Below are 23,937 nucleotides of genomic sequence, written 5' to 3' on the forward strand. Positions count from 1 at the left end.
GTCACCCCCGATGCGGCCGGACGGTCGTTGATTACGAACCCTCGGCACGAAGCAAAAGGTCGAAATCCTTCCTGACCTTTTGCGACGTCTCCTTGAGATGTGCTTCCAGCACACCGAAATCCGGCAGGTCGGTGACTGCCAGGAGCAGATCCGACAAGCCCGGCGGTACGTCATCGCGCTCGAACTGGCCGGTCAGGCAAAGCCTGATCATCTGGGTCAGCGCCAGATAGAGCCGGTAGGCCTCGCCAAGCTCCTGTCTGACATCGGCGGCGGCGAATTGCGGCGCAAGGCGCGACAGCACCTCCGCAGTCGCCGTTGCCCTGCTGCCCGGCTCGACATTTTCGGTGATGACCGCCACCTGCGCAATGAACTCGAGATCGATCAGGCCGCCCGGGATCAGCTTGATGTCCCAGAGATCGTGCGGCGGCTTCTCCTGCTCGATCATGGCGCGCATCTCGGAGGCTTCAGCCCTCACCTTCGCCGGGTCGCGCGGCTGGCCGAGCACTGCGGCAACCTCGGCCTCGACTTCGGCGCAAAGACTGGCGTCGCCGCCGATGGCACGCGCCCGCGACAGCGCCATATGCTCCCAGGTCCAGGCCTCCTGACGCTGGTATTTCTTGAACGCATCGATATGGGTGGCGACCGGGCCCTTGTTGCCGGACGGCCGCAAACGCAGGTCGAGCTCGTAGAGCACACCTTCCGCCGTCGGCGCCGATACGGCCGATATCAGCCGCTGGGTCATGCGGGTGTAGTAATGCGACGGCGCCAGCGGTTTGTCGCCATCGGAGTCCTCTGCCTCCGGATCATGATCGTAGAGCAGGATGAGGTCGACATCCGACCCGGCGGTCAACTCGCGACTGCCGAGCTTGCCCATGCCGAGCAGCGAAACCACGCCACCGGCAATCGTGCCGTGGCGCACCGCGAATTCTGCCGTCACCGCCTGCAACGCCGCCGCGATGGTCAGGTCCGCCAGATCGGAGAAAGCGCGGCCGGCGCGGACCGGATCGATCGATCCCGCCAGCAGCCGCACACCGATCAGGAATTTCTGCTCGGAAGCAAATATGCGCAGCCGGTCGAGCACACCCTCATAGGCCCTGTCGCCTTCGAGGAAGGCGGAAAGCCGCGCCGAGAGATAGGCGCGGTCGGGAAGCTCGGTCAGCAATGCCGGGTCGAGCAAGCCGTCGAACACATGCGGCCTGCGGGTGATGATCGCGGCTAGCCGGGGTGCGGCGCCCATGATCGTCGCCATCAGCTTGAGCAGTGCGGGGTTCGACTGCAGCAGCGAGAACAACTGGATGCCGGCCGGCAGGCCAGCAAGGAACTCGTCGAAACGAACCAGCGCCTCATCGGCCCGGCGCGTCTGGCCAAAGGCCTTGAGCAATGCCGGCGTCAGTTCCGTCAACCGCTCGCGCGCCTCCGCCGACTGGGTGACGCGGTAGCGCCCGAAATGCCAGCCGCGGATGACACGGCAAATGTCGCTTGGCCGCTGAAAGCCGAGACCGTACAGGGTCTGCAGCGTGTTCGGGTCGTCGACGTCACCGGTGAAGACAAGATTGCCGATGCCGGCCGAAAGCTCGGGCGCGGTTTCGAAAAGCGCCGCATAGTGGCGCTCGACCTGCTGCAGCGAGGCACGGAACGCCCCGGCAAACGCGGCCACGTCGGCAAAGCCCAGCATGCGGGCGATGCGCTCCAGCCCTTCATCGTCTTCCGGCAGCGTGTGCGTCTGCTCGTCGGCCACCATCTGGATGGCATGTTCGACCCGGCGCAGGAACCAGTACTGGCGGGCGAGCGCGTCACGCGCATCCGACGTGATCCAGCCCCGAGCCGCGAGCTGACCGAGCATGGGCACGGTTTCGCGGCCGCGCAGCTCCGGGAAGCGGCCGCCGGCGATGAGCTGCTGGGTCTGGACGAAGAACTCGATCTCGCGGATGCCGCCGCGCCCAAGCTTGACGTTATGCCCCTTAACGGCGATCTCGCCGTGGCCCTTATGGGCATGAATCTGGCGCTTGATCGAATGGACGTCGGCAATTGCGGCGTAGTCCATGTACTTGCGCCAGATATAGGGCTGGAGTTCCTTGAGAAAGGCATCGCCCGCCGCCAGATCGCCTGCCACCGGGCGCGCCTTGATCATCGCTGCACGCTCCCAGTTCTGGCCGCGCGCTTCGTAGTAGCGCAGCGCGGCTTCGACCGGAATTGCCAGCGGGGTCGAGCCGGGATCGGGACGCAATCTCAGATCGGTGCGGAAGACATAGCCGTGCTCGGTGCGGTCCTGCAGGATGCGCACCAGCCGGCGCGTCAGGCGCGAGAACAGGTCGGTGGCGTCGAGAGGATCGACCACGGCGGGCGCTTCCGGATCGAAGAACACGACGAGATCGATGTCGGAGGAGAAATTCAGTTCATGCGCGCCGAGCTTGCCCATGCCGAGCAGGATCCAGCCCGATTGATGCGACGGGTTGTCGAGGTCGGGCAGCTTGAGTTTGCCCTGGCCATGCGCGTCGCGCAGCAGGAAATCGACAGCCGCGCGGGTACAGGCGTCGGCGAGATCGCTCAAGCGCCTTACCGTCAGCGACGTTTCGGCCTCGCCCGAAAGATCGGCGAGCGCTATCAGGAAATGCGCCTCGGCCTTATGCTGGCGCAGCTCCATCATCAGGCCGGATTCCGAGACCGTTTCGGCCAGCGTCGCCTGGTCGATCGCGGCGGTGATCGCTTTCAGGCGAGCCTCGACCGGCAGGTCGAAGAGGCCGTCCAGGATTTGCGGCCGGCGCCGCGCCGTATCGCGCAGGAACGGCGAAAGGTCGAAGACAGCGGCCAGGAAATCCTGCGCCGTCCCCTTGCCGGCCAGGAAATTGGCCGCCCGTGTCAGCCCTTCTTCGCGCGCTTCGTCCGCGATTTCGGCCAGTTCCCGCCGTGCCCGGCCCTCGTCGAGCGGGACAAGCGGGGTTTCCAGGCTCAGCAACCAGTCTGTCTTGCTCCGCTTGGCAACGGCCGCCATTAGTGGTCCTCGCGTGTGGGGAAACTCATGACCACGGATAGTCCCGGATTGCCGGGCAACAGGTCAAGCCGGCCGTAATGGAATGTCATAACCGCCTTGGCGAGACTGAGGCCAAGGCCGGAACCAGGCTGCGAACGGCTTTTCTCCAGCCGCACGAAGCGCTCCGTCGCCCGGGCGCGATCGGCATCGTCGGGAATGCCTTGGCCGTTGTCGGCGACGGAAAGCCTGATCTCGCCATGCGTGCGTTCGAGCGCCACACGGACCGCCGGCTTGGACGTGGAATCGGTCGAGTACTTGATCGCATTGTCGACGATGTTGGAGAGGGCCTGGCCGATCAGCTCGCGGTTGCCGTCAACGGCAAAAGCTCCGTTCACCTCGGCGTCCAGCGAAACGCCAGCCTCCTCGGCCACCGGCTCGTAGAGTTCGACCACATCACGCACGGCAGCCGCCAGATCGACGCGGTTGGTGTGCTCGGAAGAATATCCAGCCTCCAGGCGGGAGATCATCAGGATGGCGTTGAAAGTCTTTATCAGCTGGTCGGACTCGGCGATGGTGCCTTCCAGCGCCTGCCGATAGTCCGACGTCTTCTGCTTGCGGGAAAGCGCCGCCTCGGCCCGGTTGCGCAGCCGGGTCAGAGGCGTCTTCAAATCATGCGCGATGTTGTCGGAAACCTGCTTGAGGCCTTCATTGAGCGTGGAGATCCTGGCCAGCATGACATTGAGGTTTTCGGACAACCGATCGAATTCGTCGCCAGTGCCCGTAACCGGCAATCGGCCGCTGAGATCGCCGCCCATGATGCGACGGCTGGCCTCCGACACGCCGTCGATGCGCTTCAGCGCGGCGCGGCCGACAAAGAACCAGATTAGCAGCCCGCCGAGCCCCATCATGCCGAGCGCCAGCATCAGCGAGCGGCGGATAACGGCGCGAAAACGCTCCGGTTCGCCAAGATCGCGGCCAACCAGCAGGATCATCTGATTGGGCAGCCGCAGCACCAGCGCGATGGCATTGTGGCCCTTCTCGCCTTCAGTCTGCACCGCGTTGTCGCCAGTTGAAGGAGACGTCGTCTGGTCGGACGTTCCGCTGCGCAAACGATCAAGCTCACCTTCGCCGAAACGCTTGTAGGAGAACGGCTCGGTCGTCCAGCCCTCGGTATCGATCACACCCGGTTCCAGGGCCTGCACATTGCCGGTCAGGATCTGGCCATTGGTGTCGGCGATCAGATAGAGGTTGGCGCCAGGCTGGCGGGAGCGGTTTTCGACCACACGCACCAGCAATGGCAAGCCGCCCTTTTTGTAGGCGCTGGCCAAGCCTATTATCTCATCATTGATCGTGTCCTGTGTCTGCCCGGTCAGCATGCTCGCTGACAGCGACGTCATATAGAAGACCAGCAGGACGGCGCACAGCGCGAAAAGCAGGAAATAAAGCGCCGAAAGCCGCGCTGCCGTCGTCTTCATGATGGCGGGCACGGAAAGAGCCATGCTGTCGCCTAGCCGCCCTTCAGCATGTAGCCGGCGCCTCGAACCGTATGCAGGATCGGCTTGTCGAAGCCCTTTTCTATCTTGCCGCGCAGCCGCGAGACGTGGACATCGATGACGTTGGTCTGCGGATCGAAATGATAATCCCAGACATTTTCGAGCAGCATGGTGCGCGTCACCACCTGGCCGGCATGGCGCATGAGATATTCGAGCAGGCGGAATTCGCGCGGCTGCAGCGTGATCTCACGCGCGGCCCGGCGGACAGAATGCGACAGCCTGTCGAGTTCAAGGTCGCCAACCCGGTAGACGGTCTCGGCCTCCTTGGCGCTGGCGCGTCGGTTCAGCACCTCGACGCGTGCCAGAAGTTCGGAAAAGGCATAGGGCTTGGTCAGATAGTCGTCGCCGCCGGCCCGCAGGCCGGTGACCCGGTCATCGACCTCGCCCAGCGCCGACAGGATGAGCACTGGTGTCGTGTTGCCCCTGGAGCGGAGAGCGGCAATGACCGACAGGCCATCGCGGCGCGGCATCATCCGGTCGATGACCATCACGTCGTAATCACCCGCATCGGCAAGCGCAAAGCCGGTCTCGCCGTCACCCGCGACATGTGCCGTATGACCGGCTTCCGTGAAGGCTTTCTGCAGATAATCCGCAGCCTCGCGATCGTCTTCTATGACGAGAATCTTCATAGGACCGTTATACGCGATTTCGCTGGAAGATTGAGTAGCCGGCATCTGCATTCTAGCCTTTGCCAAAGCGCATCGCGATCAAGATGATCGAGAGCTTGCGCGATGAAATCCTTGTTCCGTGGCGTCGTTACGCCGGACATGCCACTTCCCGGTCATGTCGTGACCCTGCGACCACCGAACCGACCGGCTTCGGGCACGAGAGCGTGATGGGGGCACCCATATGCGGGGCGCGGCAGCGGGCGATGGGAAGCCCGCTGCCGCTGAAGAAGAGCGCGATGACTGACTAACGGGCTCTCCTACTTGCTTTCCCATGCGGCGACTCGGGGGTATTGAAACCGCCGCATTGGAAAGTCGTCTCAGCCCTTGGCCACCGGCAGCGCCACGAAGCGGTTGTTGTCGTCGCGGGTGATCTGCATCAACACCGCCTTGCGTCCGGATTTGACCGCATCGGCCATGGCTTTGGTGACGTCGTCGGTGCCGTTGACCTCCGCCGAGTTGACCGCGGTGATGACGTCGCCCGGCTGGATGCCGCGATCGGCGGCAGCGCTGTCGGGGTCGACGTCGGTCACCACCAGACCCTTGCCGTTTTCGGACTTGGTGACAGTGAGGCCGAGATCGGCGAGCGTGTCCGGCTTTGCCGGAGCGGCGGGTTGCTGCTGCTGGTCGCCCGATGCCTGCTTGTCGCTGATCGGCAGTTTGCCGAGATCGACCTTGACCGTCTGGCTCTTGCCGTCACGCCACACGGTGACGTCAACCGATTTGCCCGGCGAATAGGCGCCGATCAGGCGGGCGAGTTCCTTCGGCGAGGCAACGTCCTTGCCATCGACCTGGGTGATGACATCACCCGCGGTGATGCCGGCCTTCTTGCCGGGACCGTCGTCCTGGGCGCTCGAAACCAGGGCGCCGTTGTTGGACTTCAGACCGAGCGATTCGGCGATGTCGGAGGTGACCGGCTGGATTTCGACGCCGAGCCAGCCGCGCTGGACCGCACCGCTCTTCATCAGGTCTCCGACGACCTGCTTGGCGGTCGAGGCCGGAATGTCGAAGGCAATGCCGACGCTGCCGCCCGAAGGCGAGAAGATGGCGGTGTTGATGCCGACCACCTGGCCGTTGAGATTGAAGGTCGGGCCACCCGAATTGCCGCGGTTGACCGAGGCGTCGATCTGGAGGAAATCGTCATAGGGGCCAGCGCCGATATCGCGGCCGCGCGCCGATACGATGCCGGCGGTGACGGTGCCACCGAGGCCGAACGGGTTCCCGACAGCCACGACCCAGTCGCCGACGCGAACCTTGGAATCGTCGGCGAAGTCGACATAGGTGAACTTGCCGCCACCATCGACCTTGAGCACGGCGAGATCGGTGCGCGGATCGGTGCCGACCAGCTTGGCGTCGAGTTCCTTGCCGTCATTGGTCACCACGGTGAAGGCGGTGCCTTCTTCGACGACATGGTTGTTGGTGACGAGATAACCGTCTTCGGAGATGAAGAAGCCGGAGCCCTGCGCCACCGGACGCGGCTGGTCATTGTTGCGATCGCGATGACCGAAGCGGCGCTGACCTTCATCGTTCTGGCCACCCTGGTCACCAAAGCCGCGGAATTCCTTGAAGAAGCGGCGCAGCTGCGGATTGTTGGGAAGATTGTCAAAACCGCCCTGATCGTCGGAACCGTCATCGGCGGTCGGTTGCAGCTTGGCCTTGACCTTGACGCTGACCACGGCTGGCGAAACGCGCTCCACGACATCGGCGAAGCTTGGAACCTGGGGAGCCTCGACACGCACGGCGTCAGCCAGAACGGGGCTGGTTCCACTGGTCAGCGCGCCAACGCCGATCGCGCCGGCGACAGCGACGGACGCGGCGGCAGCCAGAAGACGCTTACGGGTGCGGGAATATGAACTGGGGGCAATATTCATGGATCTCTATCCTCTTTCAAGCGGACGCGCCTTGATCGGCATCCTCAAGAAACGAGAATTAGAGCGGCGCACATTACGACGCCATTTCCGGCACATGAATCTTTGGTAATGTTGGCGCGCGGCGCAGCCGTCAGTCGCGGTCCAGGATCGTGTCCAATGCCGCCTGTTCATCGGCCGACAGGGATTTCGTCGCCAGCGTCCGGCGCGCCCGCGCGGTCAACACAATGAACACGCCTCCCACCAGCAGCAACAGCACGGGCGTGCCCCACAGCAACGCGTTGCGCAGGTCGAAACGCGGCTTCAACAGGACGAACTCGCCGTAGCGGGAGACCACATAGTCCATCACCTGCTGGTCGGTATCACCGGCAACAAGGCGCTGGCGCACCAGGATACGCAGGTCGCGAGCAAGGTCGGCGTCGGATTCGTCGATCGACTGGTTCTGGCAGACCATGCAGCGCAAGCCTTCCGACAGCGCCCGCGCCCGTGCCTCCAGAGCGGGGTCGGCCAGCATCTCGTCAGGCTTCACCGCCATTGCCGTGCCGGCGAAGAATAATGCCAGCAGGAGGACAATCGAGGTCAGCGAAAACCTTGCCTTCATGGCAGGACCACCGGCGCCACCGGGCTCGCCTGCTTGCGGCGGCGCGAAGGCGCGCCGACCCGCAGGCGCCTGTCCATCAGCGACATGGCGGCACCCGCCATCATCATAAGGCCGCCGCCCCAGATCAGCGTCACCAGCGGCTTCCACCACAGGCGCACCACGACCGAGCCGTCCTTGCCCTCGTCGCCGAGCGAGATGTAGAGCTGGGAGAGGCCGATGGTCTTGATGCCGGACTCCGTCGTCGTCATCTGCCGCACCGGGTAGAAACGCTTGGCCGAGCTGATTTCGCCGACAGGGCTGCCGCTGACGCCGATCAGCTCGAAACGGCCGCGATCCTCGCTGTAGTTCGGTCCCTGGGCCGGATAGAGGCCGACGAAACGCACCGTGCGGCCGGAGATTTCGACGGTTTCACCGGCATGCATGGACAGGATCTTCTCCGTGCCGAAGCAGAGCGTGCCGACAATGCCGAGCACCGTCAGACCAAGGCCAAGATGCGCGAAAGCGGTCCCGAAGACCGAGCGTGGCAAACCAACCAGGCGCCTGGCCATGACCGGCACGGCGACATTGCCCAACCCTGCCTTGACGGCAAGGTCAGTCAGCGCGCCAAGGATCAGCCAGACGGCCAGGCCGGCGCCAACCGCGGCGAGCACCGAAGCCCCGTCGATGAACAAGGCAGTGACCAGCGTCGCCAGAAGGGCGGCGGCAAACGCCAACATCAGACGCTGCGCGACGCCAAGGACATCACCCCGCTTCCAGGCCAGCAGCGGCCCAAAGGGAACCATCACCAGCAGCGGCACCATGAGAGGGGCGAAGGTGAGGTTGAAGAACGGCGCGCCGACCGAAATCTTGTCGGCCGAAAAAGCCTCGACCGCCAGCGGATAGAGCGTACCGACCAGCACGGTGGCGGTCGCTGTGGTCAGGAACAGATTGTTGAGGACGAGCGCGCCTTCGCGCGAGATCGGATGGAACAGGCCGCCAGCCGTCAGCCTCGAGGCGCGCAGCGCAAACAGCGCCAGCGAGCCGCCGATGAACAGCGTCAGGATGCACAGGATGAAGACGCCGCGCGTCGGATCGGTGGCAAAGGCGTGCACGGAAGTCAGGACGCCCGAACGCACCAGGAAGGTGCCGAGCAGCGACAGCGAGAAGGTCAAAATAGCGAGCAGCAGCGTCCAGATCTTCAACGCCGAGCGCTTTTCCATGACGATGGCAGAATGCAGCAGCGCGGTGCCCGCCAGCCACGGCATGAAGGAAGCGTTCTCGACCGGATCCCAGAACCAGAAACCGCCCCAGCCGAGCTCGTAATAGGCCCAGTACGATCCCATGGCGATGCCGCCGGTCAGAAACATCCAGGCGACCAGCGTCCATGGCCGCACCCAGCGCGCCCAGGAAGCATCGATGCGACCCTCGATAAGGGCCGCGACCGAGAAGGAAAAGCAGATCGAGAAGCCGACATAGCCGAGATAGAGCAGCGGCGGATGAATGGCGAGGCCAAGGTCCTGCAGGATCGGGTTGAGATCGCGGCCTTCGATGGGCGCCGGATTGAGCCGGACGAAGGGATTGGACGTCACCAGGATGAACAGGAAGAAGGCAGCGCCAATGGCGCCCTGCACGGCAAGCACGTTGGCGCGCAGCGTCGCCGGCAGGTTGGAGCCGAAAGCGGCGACAAGTGCGCCGAAGAAGGTCAGGATCAGCACCCAGAGCAGCATCGAGCCTTCGTGATTGCCCCAAGTTCCGGTGATCTTGTAGATCAGCGGCTGCAGCGAATGCGAGTTCTCCCAGACGTTCGCCAGCGAAAAATCGGAACTTGCATAGGCGCTCGCAAGTGCCGCGAAAGACAGCGCCGTCAAGGCAAAACCGGTCACCGCGACCGGACCGCCGACCGCCATCAGGCGCTGGTTGTTCAGCCGCGCGCCAAACAGCGGCACCATGGTCTGCACCAGCGAAAGCGCGAACGCCAGAACCAGGGCGAAATGTCCGGTCTCAACCATTCCCGCTTGCTCTCCCGTCGGGATTACTCACTCTTGCTCTCCTGCCAGACACCCTTGGCCTTCAGACCGTCGGCAACTTCCTTGGGCATGTAACGCTCGTCGTGCTTGGCCAGCACGCTGTCGGCGACAAAGACGCCGTCGGGGCCAAAGGTGCCCTCGGTGATGACGCCCTGCTCTTCGCGGAAAAGGTCGGGCAAGATGCCGGTATAGGTAACCTTGACCGATTTGTGGGTGTCGGTGACCGAAAAGGCGACCGTCGCGCCCTGGCCGCGCTGGATGGTGCCTTTTTCAACCAAACCGCCGAGCCTGATGCGCTGGCCGGGCTGCACACTGGAAGTGGTCAGATCGGCCGGCATGTAGAAATAGGACGCTTTCTGGCCAAGCGCGTAGAAGGTCAGGCCGGTGGCGGCGGCGAGGAAAGCCAAGCCGCCCACAATCACCGACAATCGTTTCTGCTTGCGCGTCATGTCCAATTCTACTCCGTCGCCGTCAGGCCGAGCGAGGCGGCAAAGGCGGTGAATTTCTTGGCTTCGTCACTGTCGGCCCCAAAGACCGCAATGGCACGGCCCAGCGCATCGCGCGCCTGGTCCGTCTTGCCCAGCACGACATAGGAACGAACAAGCCGCATCCATCCTTCCGGGTCGCGCGGATTTTGACGAAGTTTGTCGTCGAGACCGGCGACCATGGTGTTGATCATGGCTTCCCTGTCCTGCGGCGACATGGAGGACGCCGCGTCGACATCGCCGGCATCGGGGCCTTTCGTGGCCGCGCCGGAAGCGACTTCGGGGCCGCCGGATTTGGCCAGGGCCTGTTCGACGGCGCCGCGCCATGGCGAGTCCGGCGGCAGCGTGCCAAGCATCGCCTGCCAGGCCGCGGCCGCTTCCTTGCCGCGGCCCTCCTGCGCCAATGCCATGGCCAGATAGAAGCTGGCTTTCGCATTGGCCGGGTCAAGCTTCAAGGCCGCCTCGAAGGCATCCTGGGCATCGGCCGAAACAATGCCGCCCGCGGCACCGGCGATCGCCTCGCCGAGACCGGCCTGGCGTACGGCGCTGTCGCCGTCGAGGCGTATGGCGTTGCGATAGGCCGCCGCGGCGTCGGCAAAGCGCTGCATGCGCAGATAAACCGGCGCCAGCACATCCCAGCCCCGCCAATCGGAAGGATTGGCCGCGAGGTGGGCTTCGGCGCGCGCCACCAGCTCATCGACCGAACTGTCGGCCGGGTTCTTGGCCAGTCGCTCGCTGAGCGGCTGCGACGGCAAGTCAGGCGAGCCGATCTGGCTGTAGAGCCCCCAACTGACCAACGGGACCGCCAGCACGGCCACGGTCGCGACAAGCCGTGCCGTGACCGACGCCGCCCTGCCGGACGTCTTGCTGGTCATATCCGCATTGCCCAGGCGAAGGATGCGGCGGGCGATCTCGGCGCGCGCCTCGGCTGCTTCAGCGGGCCGGATCAAGCCGCGCCCGGCATCGCGGTCGAGTTCGGCCAATTGATCGCGATAGACTTCCAGGTCGTGATCGCCGCTCAATGATGCGACCTTGGAAGCCCCAGCCAGCGGCAAAAGCACCGCCAGGCTGGCGCCCAGCGTGAGAATTGCGGCTATGACCCAGAACAGCATGGTTCTTCCAATAAAGGCAGAGCCCTGCCCTGCCAACACAGGCATCCTGCGACGCTTTGACGGCAGGCGCACCGAATGTCCTTGATCGACATCAACTGGCCGGGTCGCAACCGGACCCGGCCGGCTAGGTCAATGGGGTCCAACTGCCGTCGGCATTGCGGCAGGCTGTTCCGTGCGCCGTGACACTGGCGCTGCCGGTGAACACCGTCTGCGTGTACTGGCGGCAATCCTGCGAACCAACGCGGTAAGGTTGGGCTGGAACGACCTCGCCATGGCGCGAGGCCTGATCGCCCTTCCACGCCACCTTCTGCCCGCTCGTCGTATATTCAAGCGCCTTGTATTCGGCCTCGAGCGCGCTGCGCTTTTCCGTGTCGCTCAGGCCATTGCCGACAGACCCGCCAATGAGGCCGCCGCCCATGGCGGAAATGATCGACTTGGTGACGACCTTGCCGCCCGCCGGAGGCGTCGAGGCCGGGGTCGCGGCCACGGTCGGGCCTTTGCCGCTCAAGGTGGTGCAGCCCGACACGGCTAGCAATGCGGAAACAAGCGCGACGCGAATCTTCATGCCAACAACCGGTATTCCTGAGTTGGAGCCTGCCATGGATGCGCGTGGCATCATCTGAGAAGTGGGCATGGCCATAGTATTGATATTTGTCGGAAATTTGGCCGCCGCAGGCCAGCATGAGGTCAATCGATATGCCGCCATAGCATGTGCCACCCATTGGTGTCGATTGGCCTGGGGAAACGTCACTGAAGGCTCCGCAATCGCACCACTGCCTTGAGACCACCCATGCCGGAACGCCCCAGATCCAGGCCGCCTCCGTACTCGTTGACGAGGTCGGCGACGATGGCGAGGCCCAGGCCCGTTCCTGGCTTTGTCTCGTCCAGGCGCCGTCCGCGCTTCGTGGCTTCGCGCGCCTTGTCCTCGGGAATGCCAGGGCCGTCATCCTCGATGCTGATCTCGAACAGGCTCTCATCCTTGATGGCCAAGGGCACGACCGAGACCGCGACAGCACTCCTTGCCCATTTCATTGCATTCTCGAGAAGATTGCCGAGCAGTTCCTCGAGGTCCTCGCGTTCGCCGGCAAAGACGATCTCCATGGCCGGCAGCGACAGCGACAGGCTGGTCCGCGGGTTGAGCTTCTGCAAAACGCGCACCATGCGCTGCACCAGCGGCGCCACGGGCGTGCGGTAGACGACGCTGTCGCGCTGCGCCGCGACGCGGGCACGCTGCAAATAGTGATCAATCTGCTTTTGCATGGAGGCGGCCTGCTCGGCGATCAGCTGCCCCTTGGCGCCGCCAAGCGCCCGGCCCTCGTTGAGCAGCACGGCGAGTGGCGTCTTCAGCGAATGGGCGAGGTTGCCAACCTGGGTCCGCGAACGCTCGACAATGCGTTTGTTGTTTTCGATCAGCGCGTTGGTTTCGTTGGCTAACGGTTCGATCTCGGCTGGGAAGCGGCCGTCGAGCTTCTGCGCGGTGCCCTCGCGCACCATGGCAAGTGCGTTCCTGACCCTGCGCAGCGGCTGCAGTCCGAGCAGGATGGCGATGGCGTTGATGGCGATCATGCCGATGCCGAACAGGCTGAGATAGGTCAGCAAACGACGCTGGAAGGTCCCTATTTCCTGCTCCAGCTCGGTCTTGTTTCCCATGACGCGGAAGCGCGCGGCGCGGTTCTTGGCATCGAGAACGAATTCGCTCTCGAACACGACCAGTTCTTCGCCGTTGATGCCTTGTGCGGCATAGCTGCGCTGGAAATTGGCGTTGAAGGGAACATCGGCCACATCGGGCGACGGGATGGTCCGGGTCATGGACGAAGAATGAAGATCGCCGTGCACGCCTTCCGAGGCGGGCTCGACGGACCAGTACCAGCCCGAATTCGGTTCGGAGAAACGGAGGTCGCCAAGATCGGGCGAGCCGGTCAGCGCGCCGCTGTCGGAAATGCCGATCGAGCCGATCAGGTTGAACAGATGCGCCGACAGCAAACTGTCGAAGCCCCGCTCGCTGGCCTGGCGGTAGAGCGTGGTGATCAGGGTGAAGATGACGACCAGGGTCAGGATCGCCCATACCGTGGAGAAGGCGATGACGCGGAACGTCAGCGAGCGCGGCCAAGCGCGTAGCGAAAGCCGTCTGCCCACGGTTGGGTTGGTAGGAAGCGGTTCCGCCTTACGCCTCCGGCTCACGCATGCGGTAGCCCATGCCGCGCACGGTTTCGATCATGTCGATGCCCATCTTCTTGCGCAGCCGACCGACAAAGACCTCGATCGTGTTGGAATCACGGTCGAAATCCTGGTCGTAGAGATGCTCGACCAGTTCGGTGCGCGAAACGACCTCGCCCATGTGGTGCATCAGATAGGCAAGCAGCCGGAATTCGTGCGAGGTCAATTTCAGCGGCACGCCATTGACATCGGCCTTCGAAGCCTTGGTGTCGAGACGCAGCGGCCCACAGGTCAGTTCCGACGAGGCGTGGCCGGCGGCGCGGCGGATCAGGGCCCTGACCCGTGCCAGTACCTCTTCGATGTGGAACGGCTTGGTGACGTAGTCGTCGGCCCCGGCGTCGATGCCCGAGACCTTGTCGCTCCAGCGGTCACGCGCGGTCAGGATCAGCACCGGCATCTTGCGGCCGCCGCGACGCCAACGCTCGACCACGCTGATGCCGTCCATCTGCGGCAGGCCGATGTCCAGCACGACGGCATCGTAAGGCTCCGTGTCGCCGAGGAAATGACCCTCCTCGCCGTCGAAGGCACGGTCGACGACATAGCCGGCATCGCCCAGCGCATCCGAAATCTGCCGGTTGAGATCCTTGTCATCCTCGACGACGAGTACGCGCATGCGGGGACCAATGCCTGTTGATTGAGGTTTCAGATATAGGCCGATTCCGCCGGCCTGGGAAACGAAGCCCTGTAGGAAGAGAAGACTGCGTCAGTTCTGCGGAACGACGATTTCGGAGCGGCGCGGACGCTGCCCGTCCTTGCCCGGCACGAGCACGACGATAACGCAGACCGGCTGGCCGCCACGCGTCGACGCCGAGGCCTTGGCAAGTGTTCCGCCATTCTGCTGGGCGACCTGCTGACCGATCGCATAGCAGTCGGACGCGGCCAGGACGATCGGGCTGGGCTGGTAGGGCGCGACCACCGGCATCGCCATTGCCTGCGACGCAAACAGCCCGGCGGCACTAAGCGCCAGGGTCGCGGTTCGGAAATGGGAGCGAAGCGTTTTCATGACCGGCGTTGTAACGCATCGGTGCTGAACGTGAAATGAACAGTGAACGGCCCTGAAACCATGCTCACCACACCCCTGCAACGCGAGACAGACAATCTGGATTTCACCGCCCCACCGGTGAACGCCGCGAAAGCCCAGTCTAGACTCCGTTTCGATGATATTGAAAGCGCGTCAGGCGTTTTCCTGCGTCAGCGCTCGGAATCGCAGCAGACCATGATGGACAAGCAGTTCCTCATCATAACGCGCCTCGGTGAATTCCAGCGACAGCCGCGTCTGTCCACGCGGGCCGATCACCAGCACCGCGTCGGCAAGGCGCGCCTTGATGGCGGCCATGATGGCAAGCGTTTCGGCTTCACCGTGGGCCTTCGACCAGACATGCAGCGTGATCAGCTGGTCGTCGTTGTTCTCGGCGCCAGTATCCCAGTCAAAGGCCGAGGTCTGGCCTGAAGTCACATAGGGAAAGGCGGCGGTGTCGGTTGCCCGCTCGAGCAGTCCGGCGCCGCCCAGCAGCGCCGACAGCGACGCATCGCTTTTCAACCTGAGGAACAGGGCCTGCTGCAAATCACCGGGCGCGGTCATCGTTCTTCCCCTCGCCTGTTGCGCCGCCGGCCCCTGCCTGCCAGAAGCTCTTCCGCGTGCTAGACGCTCTGCCATATATAACCATTTGCCGCACGGACAGGTTTGCCGATTCGTCGTCTCGATGATGAATGCCGATGATCTCGAAAATGCGACTTGCCGACAATCTCCTCACCGGACGCGGCATAGCGATACCGGTTGCGCACCGCAAGCATCATCATCGCCCGGCAGCGGGCCATTTTCCCAGATTCGGGAGCTGACATGCTCGATCCACAAAAGGCCAGAGCCGCGTCGCGTCTGCTGACAAGCCATTGGGACCAAGGCACCCATCTCGGCGCCATACCCGAGGCGCTGCGGCCGAAGACACGGACCGAAGGCTATGCCATCCAGGCCCATGTCATGGATCGTTCGGCGGCCCCGCTTTTCGGCTGGAAGATCGCGGCAACCAGTCTTGCCGGTCAAAGGCATATCAATGTCGACGGCCCGATGGCCGGGCGCCTGCTGGCAGAGAAAGCGGTCGAGGTTGGCGGGACCGTCTCGCTCGCGACGAGCAAGATGCGGGTCGCCGAGATCGAATTCGCTTTCCGTTTCGGCCGCCAGCTCCCGCCGCGCCCGGCGCCTTATGAAATCGCCGAGGTGATGGATGCCGTGGCGACCTTGCATCCGGCGATAGAAATACCGGACTCGCGCTACGACGATTTCTGCGCCGTCGGTGCGCCACAGCTGATAGCGGACAATGCCTGTGCCAATCTGTTCGTCATCGGCCAGCCCACGCAAGAGGAATGGCGTCACGTGAACCTCGCGGAACACCCGGTGACTGGTCTTGTTTCGGGCAAGTCGCGGCACGACGGAACCGGCGAGGCGGTGTTAGGCGACCCGCGTATCGCGCTCACATGGATCGTCAATGAATTGTCGAGCCTGGGCATAGCGCTCCAGCCGGGACAGGTCGTGATCACAGGCACATGCGTGACGCCGATACGCGTCGAGGCTGGTGATGAAGTGATCGGCGATTTGGGCAAATTTGGCCGCGTCTCGGTTCGGTTTGTCTAGACGGGCTTGCTCTCCCGGTTCAGCCTGACCACGAAGCTCCTCACCGCCAGAACCAGCACGGTGATGATAATCAGGATCACGGAAAGCGCCGCGATCGCCGGGTCGATGTTGTCGCGCAGGCCCATCCACATCAGGCGCGGCAGCGTGATGGCGTTGACCGAGGTGATGAACAGGGTGACGCCGATCTCTTCCCAGGAGAGCACGAAGGAGAGCAGTGCCGCGGTGACGATGCCGAACTTGATGTTGGGCATGATGACGCGCGTGGCGCGTTCCCACACGCTGGCGCCAAGGCCGCGCGCGGCGAGGTCGATGCGCCGATCGAGCTGGCTGAGCGAGACCAGGATCAGCACCGTCGCGAATGGCACCGTCATCACCGAATGCGCCATGGCAACGCCGAGCCAGGTGTCATAGCCGAAGAAGGAACTGACGCCTGAGATCGAGGTGAGCAGGAAGTAGAGCGTCACCGCCGAGACCACCGGCGGCACAACCATCGGCAGCAGCACAAAGCCGACCAGGGCTGCCGTAAAGCGCGGCTGGAACATCCAGACGCCGAGGCTGAAGCAGAGCGCCAGCACCGTGGAAATAGCGCTGCTGACAATGCCGATCCGGATCGAAAGCAGGATCGACTGGAGCCAGCGCGGATCCTCGATCAGCGAGCGATAGTGGCGCAGCGACAATTCACCCGTCGGCATTGCCAGCATGCGGCTCGGCGTCAGCGAGACCGGAATGACGGCCAGCAGCGGCAACAGCAGGAACAGCGCCACCAGCACGGCGAGGATCAGCGAAACGGGTCCGGGGCGATAGGTCGGCATCGCGCTACACCAGTTGCTTCGGTTTGACGTATCGGAAGAGCAGCGCCATCAGGGCTCCGACGAAGACCACCAGCACGACGCTGATCGCGGCCCCCAGCCCCCAGTCCGGGCTCTGGAATATCCGGAGATAGATCAATTCGGCGATCATCACGCTGCGGCCGCCGCCGAGAATCGCCGGCGTGACGAAGAAGCCAAGCGAGAAGACGAAGACGATCATCGCCGAGCCGATGATGCCGGAGCGCGTCATCGGCACGAACACCGTCCAGAAGGTGCGCATGCGGCTGGAGCCCAGGCCGCGCGCGGCGAGCAGCACGCGCTCGTCCAGGCTGCGCATGGCTGACGCCAGCGGAAAGACGGCGAAAGGAATGAGGAAATGCGTCATGCCGACGATGACGCCGAATTCGTTGCGCACCAAGGTCAGCGGTTCGGAGATGAAACCGATGGACTGCAGCCAGGTGTTGATCAGGCCGCGGTTGGACAAAAGCGCCACCCAGCCGAAGGCGCGCGTCAGCACCGAGATCCAGAACGGCACCAGGATGCAGAATTCGGCGATGAGGCGCTGCGCCGGGCTGCCGCGCACCCAGACGACCGTGATGGCATAGGCGGCGGCGACCGACACAACAGTGACGATAGCCGCGATGCGCAGCGTGCGGATGAACACCGACTGCACCAGATCGTCGGTGAGCAACGCCTGGTACTGGCCAAGCCCGGGCGTCGGCAAGGTGAAGCTCCACTTCACCACGCCGAGAAACGGCCAGGCATAGGCCAGGACGAGGAACAGGAGCAGCGGCGCCATCAACAGCGCCGCGCCCATCCTGTCGGAGAGAACACCTCTCATGTCAGCTCAGCAACGCCAGTGATCAGGCGGAGATGATCTTGGTGTATTCGTCGAGGGCCGCGCCGTAGTTCTTGGCGTACCAATCCATGTCGAGCGGAATCTGCTTCTTCATGTTCTCCGGATCGACGGGGTTGATGCGTTTCTTGTCGGCAGGGATCAGCGCATCGGCCGCCGGATTGGCCGGACCTTGGCCGAGCTTGTCGAACATCACCAACTGCTTTTGCGGATCCTGCGCGCTGGCGATGAACTTCATCGCCGCATCCTTGCCGCCCGGGTTGTTCTTGAGCACGGCCAGCGCACCGGGCGAGATCAGGCCCTGGTCCCAGATGAACTTGATCTTGCCACCGGAATCCTGCTCGATCAGCGAAGCGCGCGTCGACCAGACGATCGCCATCGACGCTTCGCCATTGAGCAGTACGCTCTGGCTTTCGGCGCCGCCGCCCCAATAGGCGACGACGTTTTCCTTGAAAGCTGATATCTTGTCATGCGCACGCTTCAAGTCGAGCGGGTAGAGCGACGCCGGCGCGATGCCGTCGGCCAAAAGGGCCGCTTCCCAGCTCGACACGCCCCATTTGTAGAGGGAACGCTTGCCGGGGAATTTCTTCACATCGAAGAAATCGGCCATGCCAGTCGGTGCATCCTTGCCGTATTTCTCGGAATCGTAGGCGATGACATAGGAGAAGAAATAGGTCGAGGCTGCATAGTCCCAGCCGAAACCCGGACGCATCTTCTTCTTGTCGACGATATTGTAGTCGATCGGCTCGAGCATGCCTTGCGCACCGAGTGTGATGGCCGAGAACGGGTCGACGTCGACGAGATCCCAGGTCGGGGCGCCGCTCTTGAACTGTGCGGCGATCGCGCCTTCGGTCGGACCCGAGCCGTCCATCTTGACAGTGATGCCGGTGTCCTTGGTGAAGGCCTGGCCATAGGCCGCGTCATAGGCCGTGATGGCGTCGCCGCCCCAGTTCACCAGCACAAGTTCCTTCGCCGCCGCGAGGGCTCCGGTCGAGCGCAGCAGCATCGGCGTGCCGGCAAGCACGAGTGCCGCGAGCTGCGTGAACTGACGGCGCGAGATCTCGCCTCGTCTCGTCCTTTCGGACAGCGTTTCGATGGCCTGTTTCTTGGTGTCGTTCATGTCTGTTCCCCTTTGTTTTCGTTGATGTCAATCCGGAAACCGGTGCGGCGGATCAGGCCGCACCGGCGCTCATTGTCCTCCATCCGGAAGGAGGAAACCTTTTTCCGCCGGCCACGTCAGCCAGACGGAATTGCCCTTGCTGAGAGCAGCCGCCGCGACCTCGTTGGGCACCGAGACGGTTACCTTGGCACCATGGCGCGTGGTGAGGTCGAGCTTTGTCGCCGCGCCCAGATAGGTCGAAGCGATTGCGGTCGCGGCAATGCCGTTCTCTCCAGCAGCCGCCTCGCGCGCGATCGACATGTGTTCGGGCCGGATCGCCAGGATGGCGTCACCGCGAACTTTCTCGGCCTTGCAGTGCATGCTGACCGCGCGGTCTTCGCAAAGGCCGGTCGAGCCATGGTCGGCGGGCTTGACCCCCTTCAGCGGCAGCATGTTGATCTCGCCGAGGAACTCGGCGACGAAGCGATTGTCCGGCCGGTCGTAGACCTCGTCCGGCGCCCCGACCTGCAGCAGTTTGCCGTGGTTGAAGATGGCGACGCGCGACGACAGCGCCAGCGCCTCGCTCTGGTCGTGCGTGACGAAGACGAAGGTGGTGCCGGTCTCCTGATGCAGGCGCTTCATCTCAGCCTGCATCTGGCCGCGCAGGCTCTTGTCCAACGCCGAAAACGGCTCGTCGAGCAGGAGCACGCCCGGCTCGAACACCAGCGCGCGGGCAAGTGCGACGCGCTGCTGCTGGCCGCCGGACAGCTGCGACGGCAGTTTCTTCTCGTGGCCGACCAGACCGACGCGCTCGACCATCTCGCCGACGCGCTTCCTGATCTCGGTGGCCGATTTCTTGCGGACCCTGAGCGGGAAAGCGATGTTGGCTTCGACGCTCATATGCGGAAACAGCGCATAACCCTGGAACACCATGCCGGCGGCACGTTGCTCGGCCGGGCGGTCGGTGATGTCGGCGCCGTCGCTGAAAAGCTTGCCCTCGCTCGGCTGCACGAAGCCGGCCAGGATCATCAGGAAGGTGGTCTTGCCGGAGCCGGAGGGGCCAAGCAGTGTCAGGAACTCGCCGCGCCCTATGTCGAGCGTCAGATTGTCCAGCGCACGGAACGAGCCGAAGCTCTTGCCGATCCCGATTGCCTTGATCTCTGCGGCCCGGCCGGGTTGCTGCATCCTGCCTTTATCCTTACCGTTGAGCCAAATGGTAGGCAGGGCCGAAGCTCACCGCAACCGAATAGTTTTCGCCTGATCGGCAAATTTGATTCACGGGTGGATGGAAGATGGTGGCTGGAACCGCCAATCGCCCCCTCCTGGGAGACCAGCTAATCTTAAGACGCCTAGAGCCTGTTCTCCGATAGCTTCGCCCTCAACCAATCGCTGAAGGCATTGAGTACCGGATGCCCCGCCTTGGCATGCTCGAAGACCAGGAAATATGATCGTGGCGAGGGGACCGACGCCTCGAACGGCTTGACCAGGCGGCCTTCGCTCAGCGCCCGGCGGCCGGTCAGTTCGTCGCCCATGGCAATCCCCTGCCCGGCGACCGCCGCCGAAAAGACGAGGTTCATGTCGGAAAAGAAGATGCCGCCCTCGGTGTCGGGATTTTCCACCTTCGACAATGCCAGCCAGCGGGCCCAGTCCTCGGTATCGCCGAGATGGAGCAAATTGGCGCGCAGCACGTCGGCGGGCTTGGAAAACCCGCCGACCTTGTTGAGCAGCGTCGGGCTGCAGAGCGGCGTGAACGAGACCTCGCAGAGCAGTTCCACCGCGCGGTTCGGCCAGTTGCCGACGCCAAAGGCGATGAAAGCGTCGGCCTCCGGATTGCTGACGTCATCGAGGCGACGAGGCGTCAAGATCGAGAGTGCCACGTCCCGATACATTTGCTGGAACTCGCCGATATGGGAGCAAAGGAACATCGAGGCGAAGCCCGGAGGGCAGGAAATGGCAAACGAACCACCAACGCCCGCACCGCTGTTATGCGCTCCCGCGTCGCCGAGCACGGTCAGCGCCTTCCGGACATCGGCCGCGTAACGCTGGCCGCGCGGCGTCAGCGCCACGCCCTTGCCGATGCGTTGCAGGAGATCGAAGCCAAGGTCGCGCTCGAGCAACCGCAGTTGATGCGAGACGGCGCTGCGGGTCAGGTGCAGTTCGTCGGCGGCACGCCAGACGCTGCCATGCCTGGCGAAACTGTCGAGGGCGCGCAGCGCCTGTGTCGAAGGAATTCTCAAGAGGTGAACCGAATTTGCACGAACCGGGAAAACATATCACTTTTTGGCGAGCCGCTTCACTGCTTTCTTCTGGAGCATGGACAAACCGGTGACGACATCGGCGCAAGAGACCGCGCTTGCCTGCCTCGACGGCATCCAGCCCCTGCTGTCGGCCTGGACACGCACCATCTTCGATTTCGGCGAGACCGCGTGGCGCGAATACCAATCGGCCGCCTGGTATGTCGATCGGCTCAAACGCGAGGGATTTTCTGTCGAGGAAGGCTCGGGCGGCATGCCGACCGCCTTCTGCGCTCACTGGACGAACGGCGTCGGACCGACGGTCGGCATGTATGCCGAATATGATGCCGTGCCCGGCAATTGCCAGGACGCCGTGACGGTGAGGCAGCCACGGTCCGGCCTTGGTGTCGAGGCCGGCGGCCATACCGACCCGCATTCGGGACTCGGCATAGCAAGCCTCGGCGGGCTGCTGGCGACCAAGGCCGCCATGCAGCGCCACGACGTTCCAGGCACGCTGCGCTTTACCGGCGAGCCGGCCGAAAAGGTGCGCGGTTCGAAGCCGATCCACGCGGCAAAAGGCTATTATGACGGCCTTGCCGGCATGATTTCCTTCCATCCATTTTACATGCTGCCGCTCTGCAACACCGCTCGCTGGGATACGCATTGCGGCGCGGCCTACGCGATGATCTATCGTTTCGTCTGCGACGAACCCGAAAACTGGATTCGCGCAGGCGACGGCGTGCCGATCCCGCAGGCGCATTCGGCGGTCAGGGCACCGGGCGCCAACGATGCGCTGATGACTATGTACATGGCCTCCAAAGCGTTGCGCGATTCCATGCTGCCGCATCAGGGCGGCTGGTCGATCAGCGAGGCGATCCTGACAGCTGGCCAGGCCACGGCCGACAATCTGCCGGCGGGCCTGGCTGAGATCCAGTACATGATCCGCGTGCCGACCATCGGCATGGCCGAGCAGGTGACTGCGGTGCTCGACCGCAACGCCGCGGCCGCGGCCGCGATCAGCGGCTGCCGCTACGAGCGGCACTGGGTGGCGAAGTCGCGGCCGGGGCTGGCCAACCACGCCATGGCCGAAATTACCTACGAAGCCCTTTCGACCGTCGGGGCGCCACGCTGGGACGAGGCCGCCAGAACGATCGCGCGGGAAATCCAGGTCAATGCCGGCCGCACCGCGACCGAAAACCCCTTTATCGACGAGCTGGAGCGGCTGATTTCGCCACAAGAGGCCGAGGCGATCTTGCGCCGCGACTTGCCGCCATCCCAGGTGAATTCGACCTCCGACGACTACACCGACATGAGCTGGCACGCGCCGACCGCGCGCTTCTATGTCGCGCGCCCAGCGCTGCGCTCGGCAAACGGCCACGCTTTTCCGGCATGGGTGATGAATGCACTGGGCGGCATTCCGGCGACGATCGATCCGATGGTCATCTGCGCGGCCAAGACGGTCGCACTGGCGGCGCTGCGCCTGCTCGAGGACAAGACCGCCCGTGTCGAGGCGATGAACGAGTTCACCACCCGTACTGGCGGCGGCGTTGGCGGCTCCAACTGGATCGCGCCGCTCTGCGACTACGCGCCGCCGATCAACTTCCGCTGGCCGGAATATGTCACCACGCCGCGCGGGCGCGACTGGTGGATACCAAACAATGCGCCACCGACCAATTCTTGAGAACAAGCCACGAGGAGAACCGCATGACTGTTCATGACCGCATCGTCGCCGAACCGTTTTCGCTTCAACGCCGCAACCCGGCCGGCGGCACCAAGCCGCTAACATCATGGGGCTTCGCCAACGAGACCGACGTCTTGACCGACGTGCTGCTCGGATCGCCGAATTTTCTGCGTCACCTCTCGACCAGTTCGCTGTCCAGGAAGCATCTGCGCGAGGCGCCCTGCAACGTCCAGATCGCGCAGGCCCAGCACAAGGATCTGGTCGCGGCCTACGAGCATTTCGGCGTCAACATCCATTGGCACGAGCCGACGCCGGAGCTGCCGATGCAGGTCTATTCCCGTGATTCCAGCGTCATGACGCCTTATGGCGCTATTATCACCGCAATGGCCAATTGGTGGCGGCGCGGCGAGAACTATGCCGCCATACGCACCTATGAAAAGCTCGGCATCCCGATCTACGACATGGTGACGGCCGGCACCTTCGAGGGCGGCGACTTCAACGTCATCGAGGACGGCGTGGTGCTGATCGGCTGCGGCGGCGCCCGCACGCAGGAGGAAGGCGCCCGCCAGGTGCAGGCCTGGTTCGAGAAGGAAGGCTGGGAGACGCGCATCGCCTTCATCGACGAATATTACGTCCACATCGACCTGATGGTTGTGCCGATCGCCGAAAAGCTCACCGCCGTCTGCCTCGCCTGCACCGAACCCGGCATCGTCGACTGGCTGAAGGGCAAGGGCCACGAGATCATCGACGTTCCCTTCCAGGACACGATGGCACTCGGCTGCAACTTCATGTCGCTCGGCAAGGACCGGGTGATCGCGCCGACCTCCAGCCAGACGTTGATCGGCCAACTCAAGGCGCGCGGCTTCGAGGTCGCGGCCGTCGACATGAGCGAAATCTCCAAGACCGGCGGCGGCATCCATTGCATGGCGCAGGCACTGAAGCGCGAGGCGGCCTGATAGCCCTGAAGAGGCAAATCCCCCTCGCTCGCCGGATCGGGAATCTGGCTGGCGAGGAGCCGGGCCGCCGGCTAGCCGGCTCTTCCATCGACAAACCTTGCAGCTGTGTCCTCGCCGCCCTTGTGGGTGTCGGCAAAATGGATGAATAGTCGGAACAGGGCACCGCCCTGAAATTGCCCGCTTGCGGTTTTCAGG

Annotated in this window: 21 protein-coding genes; 3 read left to right on the forward strand and 18 right to left on the reverse strand. The window is 63.8% G+C overall.

Annotated elements, in window-relative coordinates; all coding sequences use genetic code 11:
• Positions 1–31: 31 nt before the first annotated feature.
• The 13 genes from EJ077_RS20580 to EJ077_RS20640 all read right to left on the reverse strand — a co-directional run bounded on the left by EJ077_RS20580 (position 32) and on the right by EJ077_RS20640 (position 15,060).
• Positions 32–2,992: a bifunctional [glutamine synthetase] adenylyltransferase/[glutamine synthetase]-adenylyl-L-tyrosine phosphorylase gene (locus tag EJ077_RS20580; RefSeq protein ID WP_208695835.1), complete on the reverse strand. Its 2,961-nt coding sequence runs from the start codon at positions 2,990–2,992 to the stop codon at positions 32–34.
• Complete coding sequence (locus tag EJ077_RS20585; RefSeq protein ID WP_208695836.1) at positions 2,992–4,470, reverse strand: sensor histidine kinase; 1,479 nt, start codon at positions 4,468–4,470, stop codon at positions 2,992–2,994. The genes EJ077_RS20580 and EJ077_RS20585 overlap by 1 nt, the downstream gene beginning before the upstream one ends.
• Before the next feature lie 8 nt (positions 4,471–4,478).
• On the reverse strand, positions 4,479–5,153 hold the full coding sequence (locus EJ077_RS20590) for a response regulator transcription factor (protein ID WP_023771592.1): 675 nt from the start codon (positions 5,151–5,153) through the stop codon (positions 4,479–4,481).
• 356 nt (positions 5,154–5,509) lie between these two features.
• A complete protein-coding gene (locus EJ077_RS20595; RefSeq protein WP_208695837.1) occupies positions 5,510–7,060 on the reverse strand; it encodes a Do family serine endopeptidase in 1,551 nt (516 codons plus the stop codon).
• Positions 7,061–7,190: 130 nt separating this feature from the next.
• On the reverse strand, positions 7,191–7,658 hold the full coding sequence (locus tag EJ077_RS20600; protein WP_208695838.1) for a cytochrome c-type biogenesis protein: 468 nt from the start codon (positions 7,656–7,658) through the stop codon (positions 7,191–7,193).
• A complete protein-coding gene (locus EJ077_RS20605; RefSeq protein ID WP_208695839.1) occupies positions 7,655–9,646 on the reverse strand; it encodes a heme lyase CcmF/NrfE family subunit in 1,992 nt (663 codons plus the stop codon). The genes EJ077_RS20600 and EJ077_RS20605 overlap by 4 nt, the downstream gene beginning before the upstream one ends.
• A gap of 23 nt (positions 9,647–9,669) precedes the next feature.
• The gene (gene ccmE / locus EJ077_RS20610) at positions 9,670–10,113 is read right to left on the reverse strand and encodes a cytochrome c maturation protein CcmE (protein WP_208695840.1); all 444 of its coding nucleotides are present in this window, start codon (positions 10,111–10,113) and stop codon (positions 9,670–9,672) included.
• Between the two features lie 8 nt (positions 10,114–10,121).
• A complete protein-coding gene (gene ccmI, locus EJ077_RS20615) occupies positions 10,122–11,261 on the reverse strand; it encodes a c-type cytochrome biogenesis protein CcmI (RefSeq protein ID WP_208695841.1) in 1,140 nt (379 codons plus the stop codon).
• Positions 11,262–11,385: 124 nt separating this feature from the next.
• Positions 11,386–11,826, reverse strand: a complete 441-nt coding sequence (locus tag EJ077_RS20620) for a hypothetical protein (protein ID WP_208695842.1) — start codon at positions 11,824–11,826, stop codon at positions 11,386–11,388.
• Positions 11,827–12,008: 182 nt separating this feature from the next.
• Positions 12,009–13,397, reverse strand: coding sequence for an ATP-binding protein (locus EJ077_RS20625; protein ID WP_245458477.1), 1,389 nt, complete (start codon positions 13,395–13,397; stop codon positions 12,009–12,011).
• Between the two features lie 28 nt (positions 13,398–13,425).
• Positions 13,426–14,091 (reverse strand): response regulator transcription factor, encoded by a 666-nt coding sequence (locus EJ077_RS20630; protein ID WP_208695844.1) that lies wholly within the window; start codon positions 14,089–14,091, stop codon positions 13,426–13,428.
• 90 nt (positions 14,092–14,181) lie between these two features.
• Positions 14,182–14,481, reverse strand: coding sequence for a hypothetical protein (locus EJ077_RS20635; RefSeq protein ID WP_208695845.1), 300 nt, complete (start codon positions 14,479–14,481; stop codon positions 14,182–14,184).
• Between the two features lie 171 nt (positions 14,482–14,652).
• A complete protein-coding gene (locus EJ077_RS20640; protein ID WP_127871341.1) occupies positions 14,653–15,060 on the reverse strand; it encodes a DUF3168 domain-containing protein in 408 nt (135 codons plus the stop codon).
• A gap of 258 nt (positions 15,061–15,318) precedes the next feature.
• On the opposite strand from EJ077_RS20640, the gene EJ077_RS20645 reads away from it, so the two are divergent.
• Complete coding sequence (locus tag EJ077_RS20645) at positions 15,319–16,107, forward strand: 2-keto-4-pentenoate hydratase (RefSeq protein WP_208695847.1); 789 nt, start codon at positions 15,319–15,321, stop codon at positions 16,105–16,107.
• On the opposite strand, the gene EJ077_RS20650 is transcribed toward EJ077_RS20645, so the two are convergent.
• The 5 genes from EJ077_RS20650 to EJ077_RS20670 form a co-directional block, all read right to left on the reverse strand.
• Positions 16,104–16,919, reverse strand: coding sequence for an ABC transporter permease (locus EJ077_RS20650; protein WP_208695849.1), 816 nt, complete (start codon positions 16,917–16,919; stop codon positions 16,104–16,106). The two genes, EJ077_RS20645 and EJ077_RS20650, sit on opposite strands and share 4 nt — an antisense overlap.
• 4 nt (positions 16,920–16,923) lie before the next feature.
• A complete protein-coding gene (locus EJ077_RS20655) occupies positions 16,924–17,757 on the reverse strand; it encodes an ABC transporter permease (RefSeq protein ID WP_135863686.1) in 834 nt (277 codons plus the stop codon).
• 22 nt (positions 17,758–17,779) lie between these two features.
• Positions 17,780–18,892 (reverse strand): ABC transporter substrate-binding protein, encoded by a 1,113-nt coding sequence (locus EJ077_RS20660; protein ID WP_208695851.1) that lies wholly within the window; start codon positions 18,890–18,892, stop codon positions 17,780–17,782.
• Positions 18,893–18,961: 69 nt separating this feature from the next.
• Positions 18,962–20,056, reverse strand: a complete 1,095-nt coding sequence (locus tag EJ077_RS20665; RefSeq protein WP_208695853.1) for an ABC transporter ATP-binding protein — start codon at positions 20,054–20,056, stop codon at positions 18,962–18,964.
• 164 nt (positions 20,057–20,220) lie between these two features.
• Positions 20,221–21,108, reverse strand: coding sequence for a LysR substrate-binding domain-containing protein (locus EJ077_RS20670; protein WP_208695855.1), 888 nt, complete (start codon positions 21,106–21,108; stop codon positions 20,221–20,223).
• 76 nt (positions 21,109–21,184) lie between these two features.
• On the opposite strand from EJ077_RS20670, the gene EJ077_RS20675 reads away from it, so the two are divergent.
• Together EJ077_RS20675 and EJ077_RS20680 are read left to right on the forward strand one after the other, a co-directional pair.
• Positions 21,185–22,786 (forward strand): amidohydrolase, encoded by a 1,602-nt coding sequence (locus tag EJ077_RS20675; RefSeq protein ID WP_208703067.1) that lies wholly within the window; start codon positions 21,185–21,187, stop codon positions 22,784–22,786.
• Positions 22,787–22,809: 23 nt separating this feature from the next.
• Positions 22,810–23,742: a dimethylarginine dimethylaminohydrolase family protein gene (locus tag EJ077_RS20680; RefSeq protein ID WP_010915034.1), complete on the forward strand. Its 933-nt coding sequence runs from the start codon at positions 22,810–22,812 to the stop codon at positions 23,740–23,742.
• Positions 23,743–23,937: the final 195 nt, after the last annotated feature.

This window comes from Mesorhizobium sp. M8A.F.Ca.ET.057.01.1.1, from assembly GCF_003952565.1.
Taxonomy (GTDB): Bacteria; Pseudomonadota; Alphaproteobacteria; order Rhizobiales; family Rhizobiaceae; genus Mesorhizobium.

What these genes read in the sequence shown, in the direction of transcription:
- EJ077_RS20600 (WP_208695838.1), bottom strand. Translation starts at nt 7,658, where the DNA reads ATGAAGGCAAGGTTTTCGCTGACCTCGATTGTCCTCCTGCTGGCATTA.
- EJ077_RS20650 (WP_208695849.1), bottom strand. Translation starts at nt 16,919, where the DNA reads ATGCCGACCTATCGCCCCGGACCCGTTTCGCTGATCCTCGCCGTGCTG.
- EJ077_RS20580 (WP_208695835.1), bottom strand. Translation starts at nt 2,992, where the DNA reads ATGGCGGCCGTTGCCAAGCGGAGCAAGACAGACTGGTTGCTGAGCCTG.
- EJ077_RS20620 (WP_208695842.1), bottom strand. Translation starts at nt 11,826, where the DNA reads ATGAAGATTCGCGTCGCGCTTGTTTCCGCATTGCTAGCCGTGTCGGGC.
- EJ077_RS20605 (WP_208695839.1), bottom strand. Translation starts at nt 9,646, where the DNA reads ATGGTTGAGACCGGACATTTCGCCCTGGTTCTGGCGTTCGCGCTTTCG.
- EJ077_RS20680 (WP_010915034.1), top strand. Translation starts at nt 22,810, where the DNA reads ATGACTGTTCATGACCGCATCGTCGCCGAACCGTTTTCGCTTCAACGC.
- EJ077_RS20585 (WP_208695836.1), bottom strand. Translation starts at nt 4,470, where the DNA reads ATGGCTCTTTCCGTGCCCGCCATCATGAAGACGACGGCAGCGCGGCTT.
- EJ077_RS20665 (WP_208695853.1), bottom strand. Translation starts at nt 20,056, where the DNA reads ATGCAGCAACCCGGCCGGGCCGCAGAGATCAAGGCAATCGGGATCGGC.
- EJ077_RS20640 (WP_127871341.1), bottom strand. Translation starts at nt 15,060, where the DNA reads ATGACCGCGCCCGGTGATTTGCAGCAGGCCCTGTTCCTCAGGTTGAAA.
- EJ077_RS20595 (WP_208695837.1), bottom strand. Translation starts at nt 7,060, where the DNA reads ATGAATATTGCCCCCAGTTCATATTCCCGCACCCGTAAGCGTCTTCTG.
- EJ077_RS20630 (WP_208695844.1), bottom strand. Translation starts at nt 14,091, where the DNA reads ATGCGCGTACTCGTCGTCGAGGATGACAAGGATCTCAACCGGCAGATT.
- EJ077_RS20590 (WP_023771592.1), bottom strand. Translation starts at nt 5,153, where the DNA reads ATGAAGATTCTCGTCATAGAAGACGATCGCGAGGCTGCGGATTATCTG.
- EJ077_RS20675 (WP_208703067.1), top strand. Translation starts at nt 21,185, where the DNA reads ATGGACAAACCGGTGACGACATCGGCGCAAGAGACCGCGCTTGCCTGC.
- ccmI (WP_208695841.1), bottom strand. Translation starts at nt 11,261, where the DNA reads ATGCTGTTCTGGGTCATAGCCGCAATTCTCACGCTGGGCGCCAGCCTG.
- EJ077_RS20655 (WP_135863686.1), bottom strand. Translation starts at nt 17,757, where the DNA reads ATGAGAGGTGTTCTCTCCGACAGGATGGGCGCGGCGCTGTTGATGGCG.
- EJ077_RS20635 (WP_208695845.1), bottom strand. Translation starts at nt 14,481, where the DNA reads ATGAAAACGCTTCGCTCCCATTTCCGAACCGCGACCCTGGCGCTTAGT.
- EJ077_RS20660 (WP_208695851.1), bottom strand. Translation starts at nt 18,892, where the DNA reads ATGAACGACACCAAGAAACAGGCCATCGAAACGCTGTCCGAAAGGACG.
- EJ077_RS20645 (WP_208695847.1), top strand. Translation starts at nt 15,319, where the DNA reads ATGCTCGATCCACAAAAGGCCAGAGCCGCGTCGCGTCTGCTGACAAGC.
- ccmE (WP_208695840.1), bottom strand. Translation starts at nt 10,113, where the DNA reads ATGACGCGCAAGCAGAAACGATTGTCGGTGATTGTGGGCGGCTTGGCT.